Raw genomic sequence first — 15,921 nt, forward strand, 5'->3', positions numbered from 1 at the left:
AGGGTTATGGCAAAGAATTCAATGAAAGCGCGCGAAGCAAAGCGCACTAAACTAGTTGCTCAGTACGCTGAAAAGCGCGCAGCACTAAAAGCAATCATCTCTGACGTAAATGCGTCTGAAGATGATCGTTGGGACGCGGTATTAAAGCTTCAAAGCCTTCCGCGTGATTCAAGCCCTGCACGTCAACGTAATCGTTGTAACATCACGGGCCGCCCACATGGTTACCTTCGTAAGTTCGGCTTAAGCCGTATCAAATTACGCGAAGCTGCTATGCGCGGTGAAGTTCCTGGCCTTAAAAAGGCTTCTTGGTAATAGAATCACGGGAGTAAGACAATGAGCTTGCAAGATCCAATCGCGGATATGTTTACACGTGTTCGTAACGGCCAACAGGCTAAGAAGGTTTCAGTATCTATGCCTTCTTCAAAGCTAAAAGTTGCTGTTGCAAAACTACTTAAAGAAGAAGGTTACATCACAGACTACGCTGTAGCTGGTGACGTAAAACCTGAGCTTTCTGTAGAATTAAAATATTTCGAAGGCAAAGCTGTAATCGAGTCTCTACAGCGCGTTAGCCGTCCTGGTCTACGTATCTACAAGAAACGTGACGACTTACCAAAGGTAATGGGCGGTTTAGGTATTGCTATCGTTTCAACTTCTAAAGGCTTGATGACTGACCGTGCTGCACGTGGTGCTGGTATCGGTGGTGAAATCATCGGCTTTGTAGCTTAATCGGAGGGGAACTATGTCTCGCGTAGCAAAGGCACCTATCAATGTTCCTGCCGGTGTAGAAGTTACACTTGCTGGTCAGGACATCAAAGTTAAAGGTAAAAGCGGTGAGTTAACTCGCACTATCAACGACGCTGTTGAAGTAACGCTTGAAGAAAACGTAATCAAAACTCTTCCTCGTGAAGGTTTTGCTGACGGCTGGGCACAAGCAGGTACTGCTCGTGCACTAATCAACAACATGGTTGTTGGTGCAGGCGAAGGTTACGAGAAAAAACTTCAGCTAGTTGGTGTTGGTTACCGTGCAGCAGCTAAGGGTAAAGTATTAGACTTAACGCTTGGTTTCTCACACCCTGTGAACTTCCCAGTTCCAGAAGGTATCACTGTTGAAACACCTAGCCAAACTGAAATTGTGGTTAAAGGCGCAGATAAGCAGTTAGTTGGCCAAGTTGCTGCTAACATTCGCGCATACCGTGAGCCAGAGCCGTATAAAGGTAAAGGTGTACGTTATGCTGATGAACACGTGCGTCGCAAAGAAGCCAAGAAGAAGTAAGGTAGAACGATGGATAAGAAAACAGCTCGTCTACGTCGTGCAAAACGCACTCGTAGAAACTTTATTGAACAAGGCGCAACTCGCCTAGTTATCCACCGCACTCCACGTCACATTTACGCGCAAGTTGTAAATCCTGAGGGTGTAGTGGTAGCTGCTGCTTCTACTGTAGAAAAAGCGATTAGTGGTTCTATCGAAGGCACAAGCAATGTTGCAGCTGCGCAAGCAGTTGGTAAAGCAGTTGCTGAACGTGCAGTTGAGAAAGGTATCGCTAAATTATCTTTTGATCGCAGTGGTTTTAAATATCACGGCCGTGTTAAGGCGCTTGCTGATGCAGCGCGTGAAGCCGGTTTACAATTCTAGGAGCAGAGAATGGCTAACGTAGAAGTAAAGCAACCTGAATTAGCTGAAAAGCTAGTTGCAGTAAACCGCGTTTCTAAAGTAGTTAAAGGTGGTCGTATCTTTAGCTTCACAGCACTAACTGTAGTTGGTGATGGCGCTGGTAAAGTAGGTTTTGGTTACGGTAAAGCACGTGAAGTTCCTGCTGCTATTCAAAAGGCAATGGAAAAAGCACGTCGTAACATGGTAAACGTAGAATTAAACGGAAACACGTTACAGCACCCAATCAAGGGTCGTCACGCTGGTTCTAAAGTATACATGCAGCCAGCTGCTGAAGGTACAGGTATCATCGCCGGTGGTGCGATGCGTGCAGTACTAGAAGTAGTAGGTGTACATAACGTACTTTCTAAAGCATATGGTTCTACTAACCCAATCAACGTAGTTCGTGCAACAATTAAAGCTCTTGACAACATGAAGTCACCAGAAGCTGTTGCTGCGAAGCGTGGTTTAAGCGTTGATAACATCCTGGGGTAAGACACGATGGCAAATACAGTAAAAGTAACTCAAGTAAAGAGCTCTATCGGTCGTTTACCGAAGCATAAAGCTACTTTACGTGGTCTTGGTTTACGTCGTATCAACCACACAGTGGAGTTAGAAGATACTCCTTGTGTACGTGGTATGATCAATCAAGTGTCTTACATGGTTAAGGTTGAGGGTTAATTCGATGCAATTGAATACACTTTCTCCTGCAGTAGGTGCAAAAAAACCTGGTAAACGTGTTGGTCGTGGTATCGGTTCTGGTCTTGGTAAGACTGGTGGTCGTGGTCACAAAGGTCAAAAGTCACGTTCAGGTGGTAAAGTACGCGTTGGTTTTGAAGGCGGTCAAATGCCTATGCAACGTCGTCTACCTAAGTTCGGTTTCACTTCACGCAAATCTCTAGTATCTGCAGAAGTGAACCTGTTCGAAATCGCTAAAGTTGAAGGCGATGTGGTAGAACTAAGCACACTACAAGCAGCTGGTATTGTTAAAAAGAACATTCAGTTCGTTAAAGTAGTTAAATCTGGCGAAGTTTCTCGCGCGGTTACCGTTAAAGGTCTTAAAGTGACTAAAGGTGCTCGTGAAGCGATTGAAGCTGCCGGAGGCAAGATAGAAGAATAATAAGGAAGTACTATGGCTAAACCAGGTCTAGATATGCAAAGTGCACAAAGCGGCTTAGCGGAGCTGAAGCGCCGATTACTATTTGTATTAGGTGCTATCATTATTTACCGTTTAGGCTCGTTCGTGCCGATCCCTGGTATTGACGCCGCAGTATTGGCCCAGTTCTTCGAGCAACAAAAGGGCACCATTGTTGAAATGTTCAACATGTTCAGTGGTGGTGCACTTGAGCGTGCATCGGTGTTGGCGTTAGGTATTATGCCTTACATCACCGCTTCGATTATCATGCAGTTGATGACGCATATGCATCCAACTTACATGGAATTGAAGAAAGAAGGTGAGCAAGGTCGTAAGAAGATCAGCCAACACACTCGTTATGCAACGCTCGTGCTAGCTACATTCCAATCAATTGGTATTGCAACTAGTTTACCAAATATGATGTCAGGTCTGGTGGTTAACCCAGGTCCAGCATTCTATTTCACTGCTGTAGTGAGCTTGGTAACAGGTACAATGTTCCTGATGTGGTTGGGTGAACAAATTACAGAACGTGGTATCGGTAACGGTATTTCGGTTCTAATTTTTGTAGGTATTGTAGCTAACTTGCCGTCTGCTATTGGTTCGACTGCCGAAATGGCGCGCCAAGGTGATTTACAACCGTTAGTACTACTATTGATTGCGGTAATCGTTTTTGCTGTAACTTATTTGGTAGTGTTCTTTGAGCGTGGACAGCGTCGCATCGTTGTTAACTACGCTAAACGTCAGCAAGGCCGTCAGGTGTTTGCAGCGCAAAGTTCACACTTACCACTGAAAGTTAATATGGCAGGGGTTATTCCACCAATCTTTGCTAGTAGTATTATTCTGTTCCCTGGTACAATTGCGAGCTGGTTCGGTCAAGGTGAAGGCCCGGTTGCTGATACATTACAAACTATCTCATTAGCATTGTCTCCTGGACAGCCGCTATATGCGATGGTGTTAGCAGCTGCAATCATCTTTTTCTGCTTCTTTTACACTGCGTTGGTATTTAACCCGCGTGAAACAGCAGACAACCTGAAAAAATCAGGGGCATTTATCCCAGGCATTCGCCCAGGTGAGCAGACATCTAAATACATTGATAAAGTAATGACACGCCTAACTTTAGCTGGCGCATTGTACATTACCTTTATTTGTCTAGTGCCCGAGTTCATGACAATGGCATGGCAAACGCCATTCTATTTCGGCGGTACATCAATTTTGATTATCGTTGTTGTTATCATGGACTTTATGGCACAAGTACAAACCCATCTGATGTCTCATCAGTATGAGTCTGTGCTGAAAAAAGCAAACCTTAAAGGCTACGGCCGCTAAGGGTTGACTACGGAGTTAAGTTATGAAAGTACGTGCTTCCGTTAAGAAAATTTGCCGTAGCTGTAAAGTTATTAAGCGTGCAGGTGTTGTACGTGTAATTTGCAGCGATCCTAAGCATAAGCAAAGGCAAGGCTAATTAAGTCATGCAGGCTGAGCGAAAGCTCGGCCTGTTTCATTGGTAGAAATCTGATATCGGTTGGGTATCCTATACGGGCTTTCCAACAGGATGATAATCAGATTCATTTATAGGAGATATGTTAGTGGCCCGTATCGCAGGCATTAACGTTCCTGACCATAAGCATGCTGTTATCGCTTTAACAAGCATCTATGGTGTAGGTAAGACTCGCTCTAAGGCTATCTTAGCAGCGACTGGTATCGCCGAGACCACAAAAATCGGTGAACTAAGTGATGAAGTTCTTGACCAATTACGTGAAGAAGTTGGTAAGTACACTGTTGAAGGTGATCTTCGTCGTGAAGTTACTCTAAATATCAAGCGTCTTATGGACCTTGGTTGTTTCCGTGGCCTACGTCACCGTCGTTCGCTTCCACTACGTGGTCAGCGTACTAAGACTAACGCGCGTACTCGTAAGGGTCCTCGCAAGCCTATCAAGAAATAAGGTGGGGTAAGTTATGGCTAAAGCACCAATCCGTCGTAAGAAGGTTAAAAAGCAAGTTGCTGATGGTATGGCTCATGTTCATGCTTCTTTCAACAACACTATTGTTACTATTACAGACCGTCAAGGTAATGCGTTATCTTGGGCAACTGCAGGTGGTTCAGGTTTCCGTGGTTCACGTAAATCTACGCCATTCGCTGCACAGGTTGCTGCTGAGCGTGCAGGTACTGCTGCTCAGGAATATGGTTTAAAGAACCTAGAAGTTTTCATCAAGGGCCCAGGTCCAGGTCGTGAATCTTCAGTTCGTGCATTAAACGCACTAGGTTACCGTATTACAAACATTACTGACGTGACGCCAATTCCACACAATGGTTGTCGTCCACCGAAGAAACGTCGCGTATAACAATAGGTTAGGAGAAATAACATGGCAAGATATTTGGGCCCTAAGCTCAAGCTAAGTCGTCGTGAAGGTACTGACCTGTTCCTTAAGAGCGGCGTTAGAGCAATCGACTCTAAATGTAAGCTTGAAACAGCACCAGGTCAACACGGCGCTCGTAAAGGTCGCCTATCTGACTACGGTTTACAATTACGTGAAAAGCAAAAAGTTCGTCGTATCTACGGTGTACTTGAAAAGCAATTCCGTAACTACTACAAAGAAGCTGCTCGTCTTAAAGGCAACACAGGTGAAAACCTACTTCAGCTTCTAGAACAACGTTTAGACAACGTAGTTTACCGCATGGGTTTCGCAAGCACACGTGCTGAAGCTCGTCAGCTAGTAAGCCACAAAGCGATCGTTGTTAATGGTCAAGTTGTAAACATTCCTTCATTCACAGTTTCAGCTGAAGATGTAGTTGAAATCCGTGAGAAGGCTAAGAAGCAAGCTCGTATTACTGCAGCTGTAGAACTAGCTGAGCAACGCGAGAAGCCAACTTGGGTTGAAGTAGACACTAAGAAACTAGCAGGTACATTTAAGCGTTTACCTGAGCGTTCTGATCTGTCTGCAGAAATTAATGAACAGCTAATCGTCGAACTTTACTCGAAGTAAAGTTAAAAGATAAGAGAGGATACACATGCAGGGTTCTGTTACCGAATTCCTAAAGCCAAAATTAGTCGATATCGACGCTGTAAGTACATCGCGTTCTAAAGTAATTTTAGAGCCTCTAGAGCGTGGCTTTGGTCACACTTTAGGTAATGCACTTCGTCGTATTTTACTTTCATCAATGCCAGGTTGTGCAGTGACTGAAGTTGAAATCGACGGCGTACTACACGAATACAGTGCGAAGGAAGGTGTTCAAGAAGACATCATCGAAATTCTACTAAACCTTAAAGGCTTAGCAGTTTCTTTACACGAGAAAGATGAAGTATTTCTAACCCTGACTAAATCAGGCGTTGGCCCTGTAACCGCTGCTGACATTCAACACGATGACAGTGTTGAAGTTGCTAACCCAGATCACGTGATTTGTCACCTGACGACTGATAGCAGTGAAATCAGCATGCGTATTCGCGTTCAACGTGGCCGTGGCTACGTTCCAGCGTCGAGCCGTATTTCCTCTGAAGACGATGAGCGCCCAATCGGTCGTTTGTTGCTAGATGCTTCATTTAGCCCGGTTGAGCGTATTGCGTACTCGGTTGAATCAGCACGTGTTGAGCAACGTACAGACTTAGATAAGCTAATTATCGACATGGAAACAAATGGTACGATTGATCCTGAAGAGGCAATCCGTCGTGCATCTACTATTCTAGCTGAGCAGTTAGACGCATTCGTAGATTTACGTGATGTGGCTGAGCCAGAAGAGAAAGAAGAGAAGCCGGAATTTGATCCGATTCTACTTCGTCCTGTTGATGATTTAGAGCTTACTGTACGTTCTGCGAACTGTCTGAAAGCCGAGCAAATTCAATATATCGGTGATCTTGTTCAGCGTACTGAAGTTGAGCTTCTTAAAACACCAAACCTTGGTAAGAAGTCACTTACAGAAATTAAAGACGTGCTTGCTTCACGTGGTCTATCTCTAGGTATGCGCCTAGAAAACTGGCCACCTGCAAGCTTAGCTGAATAATCAACGATAAGTTTAGTTAGAAGGATAGGGTCATGCGCCATCGTAAGAGTGGTCGTCAATTAAACCGTAACAGCAGTCATCGTAAAGCGATGTTCAGCAACATGGCAAGTTCTTTGGTGAAGCACGAAATCATCAAAACTACTTTGCCTAAAGCGAAAGAGTTACGCCGTGTAATTGAGCCTTTAATCACACTGGCTAAGACTGATAGCGTTGCAAACCGTCGTTTAGCGTTTGCTCGCACGCGTGATAAAGAAGTAGTTGGTAAATTGTTCACTGAGATTGGTCCTCGTTTCGCGGATCGTCCAGGTGGTTACACTCGTATTCTTAAGTGTGGCTTCCGTACTGGTGACAACGCACCAATGGCTTACATTGAACTACTAGATCGCCCAGCGACTGAAGAAGTTCAAGAAGACGCGCAGTCTGCAGAGTAAGATTTAAAGAATTAAAAAGCCGAGCAAATGCTCGGCTTTTTTATTGCCTGAATAAGGTTGAATGTTGAAAGTTCGGTTTAAACAGCTAAAAATGTTTGCTGAACCCTGAACCCTGAACCCTGAACCCTGAACCCTGAACCCTGAACCCTGAACCCTGAACCCTGAACCCTGAATTTTAGGCAATAAAAAACCGGGCAGAACCCGGTATCAAAAGGGGAAAACTAAATAGGTTGGCTAACGTAATTCGTTAGGCATATTGTACTGAGCCCATGAAAGTAACTCGATGCGATTACGGCAGTTAGTTTTTCTAAACGCACTGTACAAATGGGTTTTAACTGTATGTGGGCTAATATTTAGCTCATCAGCAATTTCTTTATTCTTAGCACCTTTACTCATAAGGCTAATAATTGCACGTTCACGTTTAGTGAGTTTTACCGGCTCTAATTCAGCATCAGTAATTTGATTAATTGCTTCTTTATTGAATTGCAGTAAACGATTTAACGCACTACACATTACATCACGGCGGAACCACAGTTGATTGTCGAGTAATAAACGAATGCCTTTCATTAACACGTCGGCATTATCAGTTTCATAAAACACACCACGGATGCCAGATAACAGCGCACGATTAGCAAGTTCAGTATTTTCACAGATATTGAACAAAATTATATCGCAATCGCATTTCAGTTCTGCAATGTGCATTTGTAAACGTTGCCAAACATTATCGCCATTAGACTCGATAAACAAAAGACGGGTGTTGCTCGGAACTTCCTTTCCATCAAAACCATGCATTACATTTAAGCCTTGCGTGGTAAGTAATGGCTTTAATACTTCTAATCCAGAATTATTAGTCGGATTTGTGTTTAGAATAATAAACGCTGTGTTGTTCATTGTTTAACTCAACAAAAAAAAGCTTCAACTAAATTATTGTTGAAGCTTAACACAATATTTAAACTTTTGTATTGTTTTTTTAAACAAGTTAATACTTTTATCTAGGTCTTTTCTTTGTCAGTGTAAGGAGGCCAGCCTAAAACTTTACCAGCGAGCATATGCAGGTGGATATGAAAAACAGTTTGACCGGCATGTTCATTACAGTTCATCACAACACGGTAACCATCATCTGAAAAACCATTTTCAGAGGCTAGCTGTTTAGCTACATAATAAAGATGGCCAACAACTTCTCTATCATCAAGCTCAATATCGTTTATTGTTGCGATAGGCTTTTTTGGAATGATTAAAACATGATAAGGGGCTTGTGGATTAATATCTTTAAAGGCTAGGCTAAATTCATCTTCATAAACAATTTCTGCAGGAATTTCGCGATTAATAATTTTAGTGAAAAGGGTATCTTGACTCATACCAACATCCTAGTAGTAATTCTTATTGAATTATGCCAGTTTAGATTGATGGAATATATCTGCAAGGGTTTATTGGAATGCTTATGAAAAATATATTAACGCTTAGTCTTTTATTACCAACAATAGTTTATGGTGCAACTATCAAATTTTCTGAAGAAATAATCCCTCTTCAAGTAAATGATGAAAAAGTAGAGCATTCGTTATTTTCAAGCGTAGATAAAGTAACGGTGCCACAAGGGCAGCATAAAATTAAAGTTAAGTACAAAGATCTTTACGAGATTGATTACGATGAGCACGAAGTAATTGAGTCTGATCCGTTTTGGCTTGTTGTCAATATTGATAAAAGTGAAGCAACTTATCAGATATCAATGCCCCGTGCTGATGATATTGCCGGGGCAAAAAGGTATATTAAAGGTCCATTCGCAAATTTCAAAGAACGCGGGACGAATAACCAAGCACTGCGTCTAGAGCCCGTAAAAGCGCATGTAGTTCTCTCGACTGAAACAAATAACATGGCAGATTTGCCAACTTCATCCACAATTGGAAAAATTCCTTCTAACAGCACTGCCTATGCACCAAAATCACCACCTAAAGCTAAAGTGGCTACTAATCAAGCAACGAGTGCACCGGTTAGTCAACAACCAAGTGCATTGAATATGTTAGAGTTTTGGTGGTCGCAAGCTAGTGAACAGGAAAAAGCGGCGTTTTTAGCAAATAAAAAAGGCAGCTAAGTGCTGCCTTTTTAAGTTACAACATAGTAATTATTTAAATAAGTTTTCTACCGTACCTTGAGCAAGTGGGTGATAACCGGGTTTGGCTTTTTGGTAAACAGCCAGTGCCCACTCTTTTTTGCCGTTGGCAATAAGCGCTTTATATAAAGGGACAATTAACTTACGACGGCCGATACCCACAAGGTGTTCTTCTAATGGGCCATAAATCGGTTGATAGCCATTGCCAACAGCTAGCATATACCAAGCGAAGCTTAATTCATCGTTGGTTGAATGTGTTAGATTATAGGCGCTATCTAATTGTGACATTTTATCAATTGATAAATCGCGTGGCAGATTATTGATAAAATGTAGCCATTCATGCACCGTCCACTTACCGGTAGGCAGTGCGGTGATGTCACCTGATTTTAACCATGCTTTTGCGGCGCTATCCACTTTGATAAAGGCATCAGATGTGGGGTTGGGTGCATCCTCAGGTAAACCTGGTTGATGGATCCACTCTTTTGCCTTTTCTACAGAAACAATACCCGGGTATTTATTAAGTAGATTGTCAGCCAAGTAATCTTCAAATTCTGCAGTTGTTAGCGACTTAAACGAGTACTCTTTAAAGTAACCTCGAACAAAGTCGTCAAAGCGGTCGCGTCCAAACTTTTCTTCAAGGTAAATCAAAAATAGCATACCTTTAATATAAGGAACCTTGCTAAATGCATCGTCCGGATCACGACCATTCAACTTAAGGTTTAATCGAGTATCGCCTTGTTCAAGGTTTGGCATTTGGCCTTTTAGCGCTGCGGTATCTAATGCTTGTTCCATCACTGCGCGATCACGACCAAAGACTTCTTCCATAATGCGATTTTCTACGTATGAGGTGAAACCTTCATTCAGCCATAGATCTTCCCAAGTTGCGTTAGTGACTAGGTTGCCAGACCATGAATGAGCAAGCTCATGAGCAATAAGGTTAACGAGGCTCTTATCACCAGCGACAACGGTTGGAGTAATAAAAGAAAGACGCGGATTTTCCATGCCTCCAAATGGGAAGCTTGGTGGTAACATTAATAAATCGTAACGACCCCAAGCATATTCGCCATAAATAGCATTGGTTTTCTCAATCATGGTTTGCGTGTCATTAAACTCAGCAACTGATGCATCGAGAATTGTTGGCTCTGCAAAAATCGCAGTTTGGTGTGACATTTCTTTGTATTCTAAGTTACCTGCACCAATTGCAATCAAGTAAGGGGGAATGGCTTGAGGCATAGTGAATTGATAATCACCGTCTTTTATAAATGCATCTGTGTTATCTGCACTCATAACTGCACGAACGTCTTCTGGTGTTTGAATACGAGCAGTGTATGTAACACGCATTGCCGGTGTATCTTGTACAGGGATCCAGCTGCGAGCATGAATTGCCTGTGATTGACTGTACATAAATGGCTGTGTTTTAGTGGCTGTTTGTTCTGGTGTTAGCCACTGAAGGCCTGATGCTTGCGGTAAACTGTTGTAATAAATACGTACCTTTTCAGCTTGCTTAGCAAAATTAATGGTCAGTTTTGCGCCTCTAACGCCATCATCTTTGGCAAGCTGCCAGCTTGCCTGACGCCAATTGCCAGCACTATCTTTATAAACTACTTTATCGATTTCTAAATCGCGTGTGTCTAGTACAAGCTTTTTAGTATTTTTTTGCTGCCAATCTAATGTGTGCTCTGCAAAACCTTGTAACTGTTTCTTTTCAAAATCAATTTCAAGATCTAAATGAATATGCGTAGAAAGAACATCGTCTAAATTACCAAAAGTATGCTCATCATAAGCAGCGAGAGTGGTGCCAGATAATGTCATTGCGACTAAGCTCGCAATAGCGTTTAGCTTCATGTGCTTTTCCTAAAAACAGGTTGTATACAATTTTTGTCAATAATACGCACTTCTATGCGTTGAGTAAAAGAATGCGTTAATATGAGCGTAATTTTATAATTAGGTAATTTGAGCACCTATTTTGATTTCTTTACAGCACTACCACACATTTGCATTACCCGCATGTGCAAATAGCGTGACGCGAATCGAGCATCCTGAGGAACTAGAAAGCATTGATTGGCATACCCCTTACATTATTCTTGGTGAAGGCAGTAACACAATATTTGTTGATGACTTCGAAGGTCACATAATTCAAATGGCCAATAGAGGAATAACAGTAACAGATACGGGAACTAGCTATGTTATTCAAGTTGCCGCAGGTGAAAATTGGCATGACTTTGTATGTCACTGTGTTGAAAAAGGCATGTATGGCCTTGAAAACTTGGCACTTATTCCTGGCACGGTAGGTGCTGCACCCGTACAAAACATTGGCGCTTATGGTGTTGAGGTTAAAGACTTAATCAGCAGGGTCGTTGGTTTTGACGTCGAAACTGGAGAACAGCAAGTATTAAGTAATAAAGAGTGTGAATTTGCTTACCGAGATTCAATATTTAAACATGCCTTGTTTGGTAAGTTTGTAATTACAATGGTGGAGTTTGAGTTATCAAAAGAGTGGCAAGCCAATTTAAGCTATGGACCCTTGCGATCTTTACAGGCACCAACAGCACAGCAAGTAATGGATGAGGTCGTCGCAATTCGTTCCAGTAAGCTGCCTGATCCAAATATACAACCGAACAGTGGCAGCTTTTTTAAAAACCCGATAGTTTTGAAAGAACAAGCGCATGCTCTATTAAGTAACTATCCAAAGATGCCAACTTATCCTGTGTCTGATACGCATATTAAATTAGCCGCAGGCTGGTTGATTGACCAGGCAAACTTAAAAGGTTTTAAAATAGGCGGGGTTGAAGTCAGTAACAAACAAGCTTTGGTTTTAATTAATGCAGAAAATGCAGTTAATAACGATTTGATTGCCATGATAAAGCATATTCAAAATGTGATAATGGCAAAATTTGATGTTGCCCTTGAACATGAGGTAAGGCTCATCGCAAAAAGTGGTGAAACCAAAATAGAGGCAGATAAATGTCACAAATAGCGGGTACTAAGCTAGCAATTCTTCAAGCGTTGAAAAATGGTGAATTTGTTTCAGGTCAGCTTTTGGGAGAAAAATTGGGTATTAGTAGAGCTGCGGTTGCAAAACATATTAAATCACTTGGGGAGCTCGGCCTAGATATTTACAAAGTCAATAATAAAGGCTATTGCTTGAACCAAGAGATAGCCTTAATTTCGCAGCCTACACTTGAATCTGAATTTCAAAAATTGGCAGGCCATACTGGTAACTTTGAAACCTATGCCAGTATCGACTCAACGAATACTGAACTAATGCAACGTATAGCAAGTAAGCAAGCTCTTACTTCGGGTACTGTAGTTGTTGCTGAAATGCAAAATGCGGGTCGTGGTAGGCGCGGCCGTGTTTGGCAATCGCCCTTTGGTGCAAACCTTTATTATAGTTATTACTGGCTACTTGAGGATGGTTTACAGGCTGCAATGGGGGTGAGTGTAGCGGTGGGATTAGCAATCTACGATTGCATCAAGTCGCTTTATAATATCGAAGTAAATTTGAAATGGCCTAACGATATTCTAGTAGATAATCAAAAGTTAGCAGGTGTGTTAGTAGAGCTGGATGGTCAACCCGAAGGCCCTTGCCATTTAGTGATAGGAATTGGCTTGAATATCGCAATGCCAGAAAGTGCCAGCGAATATATCGATCAAGCTTGGGTTGATTTAAAACGCTTAGGACTTGAGGTAAATAAAAATGAGTTAGCTGCTGCGCTGACATTTTATTTAGAAAAGCGGTTGGCACAGTATCAAGCTTCAGGTTTAAGTGAAATGTATCAAGAGTGGAACAAGGTTAACGCGTTTGCTGAACAACTAATTACACTTCATACAGGGCAAAAGGCGTGGCAGGGAATTTGTGTGGGCATCGATAAGCAAGGCGGGCTAGTGTTGCGCCAAGATGGTATTGAGAAAACATATTACGGCGGCGAAATTTCAGTACGTAAGGTAAACCCATAATGAAGTTATTAGTTGACGTAGGTAACACAGCATTAAAACTCGCCCTTTACCAAGCGGGCAAAATCACTTTTATTGAGCAGCAAGGCTTGGATTGGCAGTCAATTACGCAAGTTTTAATCGCGAGTGTGCGAGCTAATGCCAAGCTTGATCAGTTAATTACTACCGCAAAAGCGAATAATGTCGAAACTATCTTTGCGCAGGTAACAGCAGAACACAAAGGTGTTAGTTGTGCTTATCCAGAGTTTCAAAACCTAGGCATAGATCGTTGGCTTGTTGTGTTGGCCGCAGCTCATTTATATCCCAAGACATCCTCCATTGTTATCGATGCAGGTACTGCTACAACGGTAGATGTATTAATTGATGGCAGTGTGCATAAAGGTGGATGGATTATTCCTGGTATCGATTTGATGATGGAATCAATCACAATGCGTGCAGAAAAAGTATTTGCAAATGAAGACGTCACATTTGATAACAAGGTCGGAATAAACACACCAGAAGCGTTAAGCTTTGGCTGTTTGGCTGCAAATTTAGGCTTGGTGCAACAAGTAAGGGCCTTATTTGGTAAAAATATTCGCGTATTATGTACTGGTGGATACGGAAAACTATTATCAGAGCACATTGAAAATAGCGAATTTATTGAAGATTTAGTACTGCGAGGTTTGGTTGCATATTAAAAATTGCATGGTAACAGCATAAATCTGCAGCGATTTGACTAAAACTTGGACGTTTGAAGCGATACTTTCATTTTTTTTAAAATTAATGGTTGCATATCCTAAAACCTTGCCTTAGAATCTCGCCCCGTACTTAAGCAGTATACGTGCCGACTTAGCTCAGCTGGTAGAGCAACTGACTTGTAATCAGTAGGTCATCCGTTCGACTCGGATAGTCGGCACCATTTTACTTTCACTATATGAAAGTCTAGCTTTAAAAGAATTTGTGGAGGGGTTCCCGAGCGGCCAAAGGGATCAGACTGTAAATCTGACGGCATTGCCTTCGATGGTTCGAATCCGTCCCCCTCCACCACTTACTCTTGACGGTTAGAGGTAGTTAAGAACAGGTTCCGAAAGCGGGCATCGTATAATGGCTATTACCTCAGCCTTCCAAGCTGATGATGCGGGTTCGATTCCCGCTGCCCGCTCCAGTTTCTGGTGTGCTGATATAGCTCAGTCGGTAGAGCGCACCCTTGGTAAGGGTGAGGTCGGCAGTTCAAATCTGCCTATCAGCACCAGTACCGAGCTATAACCTTTCTTAAATAATTTCCACTTCCTTTAATTTGTCATAAACTTATTCAATTATTTGAATACGTCTGCGCTTTTTGTAGACACTTTACATGTAATTTTAGTTATATAACTTTATAGGTTCCGTCATGGCAAAAGAAAAGTTTGAACGTTCGAAACCGCACGTAAACGTAGGTACAATCGGCCACGTTGACCACGGTAAAACAACTCTAACTGCAGCAATCACTAACGTACTTGCAAAAGTATACGGTGGTGAAGCGAAAGACTTCTCAGCAATCGATAACGCTCCAGAAGAGCGTGAGCGTGGTATCACAATCTCAACTTCACACGTTGAGTACGATACTCCGACTCGTCACTACGCACACGTAGACTGTCCAGGACACGCGGATTATGTTAAAAACATGATCACTGGTGCTGCACAGATGGACGGCGCGATCCTAGTAGTAGCTGCGACTGATGGCCCAATGCCACAGACTCGTGAGCACATCCTACTTTCACGTCAGGTTGGTGTACCTTACATCGTTGTATTCATGAACAAATGTGACATGGTTGACGACGAAGAACTACTAGAACTAGTAGAGATGGAAGTTCGTGAACTTCTTTCTGAGTACGACTTCCCAGGTGACGACCTACCTCTAATCCAAGGTTCAGCGCTTAAAGCGTTAGAAGGCGAGAAAGAGTGGGAAGACAAGATCGTTGAGCTTGCAGAAGCACTAGATTCATACATCCCAGAGCCAGAGCGTGACATCGATAAGCCATTCCTAATGCCTATCGAAGACGTATTCTCAATCCAAGGCCGTGGTACAGTAGTAACAGGTCGTGTTGAGCGCGGTATCATCAACGTGAATGACGAAGTAGAAATCGTAGGTATTAAAGAAACTACAACTACTACTTGTACGGGTGTTGAAATGTTCCGTAAGCTTCTAGACGAAGGTCGTGCAGGTGAGAACATTGGTGCACTTCTACGTGGTACTAAGCGTGACGAAGTTGAGCGTGGTCAGGTTCTATGTAAGCCTGGTTCAATCACTCCTCACACGAAGTTCACTTCAGAAGTATACGTACTTTCTAAAGACGAAGGTGGTCGTCACACGCCATTCTTCAAAGGCTACCGTCCACAGTTCTACTTCCGTACAACTGACGTAACTGGTGATATCCAATTACCAGATGGCGTAGAAATGGTAATGCCAGGTGACAACATCAAGATGACTGTTGAGCTAATCGTTCCAATCGCGATGGACGAAGGTCTACGTTTCGCGATCCGTGAAGGTGGCCGTACAGTAGGTGCTGGTGTTGTTGCAACTATCGAAGACTAATTCTTGATAGTTAATGCATAAGCATTGAAAAACCCGCGTAAATAGTTACGCGGGTTTTTTTCATTTTTAACATTCGTTGCGGTCTTGTACATAGT

The 15,921-nt window shown here is 42.6% G+C and carries 22 protein-coding genes and 4 tRNA genes; 23 read left to right on the forward strand and 3 right to left on the reverse strand.

Annotated elements, in window-relative coordinates:
• The first annotated feature begins 6 nt into the window (after nucleotides 1-6).
• The 14 genes from rpsN to rplQ all read left to right on the forward strand — a co-directional run bounded on the left by rpsN (nucleotide 7) and on the right by rplQ (nucleotide 7,211).
• Nucleotides 7-312: a 30S ribosomal protein S14 gene (gene rpsN / locus OM33_RS03710; protein ID WP_010562269.1), complete on the forward strand. Its 306-nt coding sequence runs from the start codon at nucleotides 7-9 to the stop codon at nucleotides 310-312.
• A gap of 21 nt (nucleotides 313-333) precedes the next feature.
• The gene (gene rpsH / locus OM33_RS03715) at nucleotides 334-726 is read left to right on the forward strand and encodes a 30S ribosomal protein S8 (protein ID WP_038638920.1); all 393 of its coding nucleotides are present in this window, start codon (nucleotides 334-336) and stop codon (nucleotides 724-726) included.
• Nucleotides 727-739: 13 nt separating this feature from the next.
• On the forward strand, nucleotides 740-1,273 hold the full coding sequence (rplF, locus tag OM33_RS03720) for a 50S ribosomal protein L6 (RefSeq protein WP_038638922.1): 534 nt from the start codon (nucleotides 740-742) through the stop codon (nucleotides 1,271-1,273).
• A 9-nt stretch (nucleotides 1,274-1,282) separates the two neighbouring features.
• Nucleotides 1,283-1,633 carry a 50S ribosomal protein L18 gene (gene rplR / locus OM33_RS03725; protein ID WP_010562272.1) on the forward strand — a complete coding sequence of 117 codons (351 nt, stop codon included), beginning with the start codon at nucleotides 1,283-1,285 and terminating at the stop codon, nucleotides 1,631-1,633.
• Nucleotides 1,634-1,642: 9 nt separating this feature from the next.
• Nucleotides 1,643-2,143 carry a 30S ribosomal protein S5 gene (rpsE, locus tag OM33_RS03730; protein ID WP_038638924.1) on the forward strand — a complete coding sequence of 167 codons (501 nt, stop codon included), beginning with the start codon at nucleotides 1,643-1,645 and terminating at the stop codon, nucleotides 2,141-2,143.
• Nucleotides 2,144-2,149: 6 nt separating this feature from the next.
• Nucleotides 2,150-2,329, forward strand: coding sequence for a 50S ribosomal protein L30 (rpmD, locus tag OM33_RS03735; RefSeq protein WP_010562274.1), 180 nt, complete (start codon nucleotides 2,150-2,152; stop codon nucleotides 2,327-2,329).
• A gap of 4 nt (nucleotides 2,330-2,333) precedes the next feature.
• On the forward strand, nucleotides 2,334-2,768 hold the full coding sequence (rplO, locus tag OM33_RS03740) for a 50S ribosomal protein L15 (RefSeq protein WP_010562275.1): 435 nt from the start codon (nucleotides 2,334-2,336) through the stop codon (nucleotides 2,766-2,768).
• A gap of 12 nt (nucleotides 2,769-2,780) precedes the next feature.
• Nucleotides 2,781-4,109: a preprotein translocase subunit SecY gene (gene secY / locus OM33_RS03745; RefSeq protein ID WP_038638928.1), complete on the forward strand. Its 1,329-nt coding sequence runs from the start codon at nucleotides 2,781-2,783 to the stop codon at nucleotides 4,107-4,109.
• A 22-nt stretch (nucleotides 4,110-4,131) separates the two neighbouring features.
• Nucleotides 4,132-4,245, forward strand: coding sequence for a 50S ribosomal protein L36 (gene rpmJ / locus OM33_RS22315; RefSeq protein WP_010562277.1), 114 nt, complete (start codon nucleotides 4,132-4,134; stop codon nucleotides 4,243-4,245).
• Between the two features lie 124 nt (nucleotides 4,246-4,369).
• Nucleotides 4,370-4,726 carry a 30S ribosomal protein S13 gene (rpsM, locus tag OM33_RS03750; RefSeq protein ID WP_010562278.1) on the forward strand — a complete coding sequence of 119 codons (357 nt, stop codon included), beginning with the start codon at nucleotides 4,370-4,372 and terminating at the stop codon, nucleotides 4,724-4,726.
• A gap of 13 nt (nucleotides 4,727-4,739) precedes the next feature.
• Nucleotides 4,740-5,126: a 30S ribosomal protein S11 gene (gene rpsK / locus OM33_RS03755; protein WP_010562279.1), complete on the forward strand. Its 387-nt coding sequence runs from the start codon at nucleotides 4,740-4,742 to the stop codon at nucleotides 5,124-5,126.
• 21 nt (nucleotides 5,127-5,147) lie between these two features.
• Nucleotides 5,148-5,768 (forward strand): 30S ribosomal protein S4, encoded by a 621-nt coding sequence (gene rpsD, locus OM33_RS03760; protein ID WP_038638931.1) that lies wholly within the window; start codon nucleotides 5,148-5,150, stop codon nucleotides 5,766-5,768.
• 25 nt (nucleotides 5,769-5,793) lie between these two features.
• Nucleotides 5,794-6,780, forward strand: a complete 987-nt coding sequence (locus OM33_RS03765; protein WP_038638934.1) for a DNA-directed RNA polymerase subunit alpha — start codon at nucleotides 5,794-5,796, stop codon at nucleotides 6,778-6,780.
• 32 nt (nucleotides 6,781-6,812) lie between these two features.
• Nucleotides 6,813-7,211 (forward strand): 50S ribosomal protein L17, encoded by a 399-nt coding sequence (gene rplQ, locus OM33_RS03770; protein WP_038638938.1) that lies wholly within the window; start codon nucleotides 6,813-6,815, stop codon nucleotides 7,209-7,211.
• Between the two features lie 234 nt (nucleotides 7,212-7,445).
• On the opposite strand, the gene OM33_RS03775 is transcribed toward rplQ, so the two are convergent.
• Entirely contained in the window at nucleotides 7,446-8,102 is a 657-nt protein-coding gene (locus OM33_RS03775; RefSeq protein WP_038638941.1) for a helix-turn-helix transcriptional regulator, read from the reverse strand.
• A gap of 101 nt (nucleotides 8,103-8,203) precedes the next feature.
• A complete protein-coding gene (locus tag OM33_RS03780; RefSeq protein ID WP_038638944.1) occupies nucleotides 8,204-8,569 on the reverse strand; it encodes a histidine triad nucleotide-binding protein in 366 nt (121 codons plus the stop codon).
• Between the two features lie 83 nt (nucleotides 8,570-8,652).
• On the opposite strand from OM33_RS03780, the gene OM33_RS03785 reads away from it, so the two are divergent.
• Complete coding sequence (locus OM33_RS03785; RefSeq protein WP_038638947.1) at nucleotides 8,653-9,300, forward strand: DUF2057 domain-containing protein; 648 nt, start codon at nucleotides 8,653-8,655, stop codon at nucleotides 9,298-9,300.
• A 30-nt stretch (nucleotides 9,301-9,330) separates the two neighbouring features.
• Here OM33_RS03785 and OM33_RS03790 read toward each other — a convergent pair whose 3' ends face one another.
• Nucleotides 9,331-11,130, reverse strand: a complete 1,800-nt coding sequence (locus tag OM33_RS03790) for a M1 family metallopeptidase (protein WP_407681048.1) — start codon at nucleotides 11,128-11,130, stop codon at nucleotides 9,331-9,333.
• Between the two features lie 154 nt (nucleotides 11,131-11,284).
• On the opposite strand from OM33_RS03790, the gene murB reads away from it, so the two are divergent.
• From murB to tuf, 8 genes are all read left to right on the forward strand, one after another.
• Nucleotides 11,285-12,295 carry a UDP-N-acetylmuramate dehydrogenase gene (gene murB, locus OM33_RS03795; protein WP_038638953.1) on the forward strand — a complete coding sequence of 337 codons (1,011 nt, stop codon included), beginning with the start codon at nucleotides 11,285-11,287 and terminating at the stop codon, nucleotides 12,293-12,295.
• Complete coding sequence (gene birA / locus OM33_RS03800) at nucleotides 12,283-13,275, forward strand: bifunctional biotin--[acetyl-CoA-carboxylase] ligase/biotin operon repressor BirA (RefSeq protein ID WP_038638956.1); 993 nt, start codon at nucleotides 12,283-12,285, stop codon at nucleotides 13,273-13,275. The genes murB and birA overlap by 13 nt, the downstream gene beginning before the upstream one ends.
• Nucleotides 13,275-13,949 carry a type III pantothenate kinase gene (locus OM33_RS03805; protein ID WP_038638958.1) on the forward strand — a complete coding sequence of 225 codons (675 nt, stop codon included), beginning with the start codon at nucleotides 13,275-13,277 and terminating at the stop codon, nucleotides 13,947-13,949. The genes birA and OM33_RS03805 overlap by 1 nt, the downstream gene beginning before the upstream one ends.
• Nucleotides 13,950-14,094: 145 nt before the next feature.
• Nucleotides 14,095-14,170: transfer RNA gene (locus OM33_RS03810), tRNA-Thr, on the forward strand.
• 43 nt (nucleotides 14,171-14,213) lie between these two features.
• Nucleotides 14,214-14,298, forward strand: a tRNA-Tyr gene (locus OM33_RS03815).
• 43 nt (nucleotides 14,299-14,341) lie between these two features.
• Nucleotides 14,342-14,416 (forward strand) — tRNA-Gly (locus OM33_RS03820).
• A gap of 11 nt (nucleotides 14,417-14,427) precedes the next feature.
• Nucleotides 14,428-14,503: transfer RNA gene (locus tag OM33_RS03825), tRNA-Thr, on the forward strand.
• Between the two features lie 138 nt (nucleotides 14,504-14,641).
• Nucleotides 14,642-15,826 carry an elongation factor Tu gene (gene tuf, locus OM33_RS03830; protein ID WP_038638961.1) on the forward strand — a complete coding sequence of 395 codons (1,185 nt, stop codon included), beginning with the start codon at nucleotides 14,642-14,644 and terminating at the stop codon, nucleotides 15,824-15,826.
• Nucleotides 15,827-15,921 lie beyond the last annotated feature (95 nt).

It is taken from the genome of Pseudoalteromonas piratica (assembly GCF_000788395.1).
Classification (GTDB): Bacteria; Pseudomonadota; Gammaproteobacteria; order Enterobacterales; family Alteromonadaceae; genus Pseudoalteromonas; species Pseudoalteromonas piratica.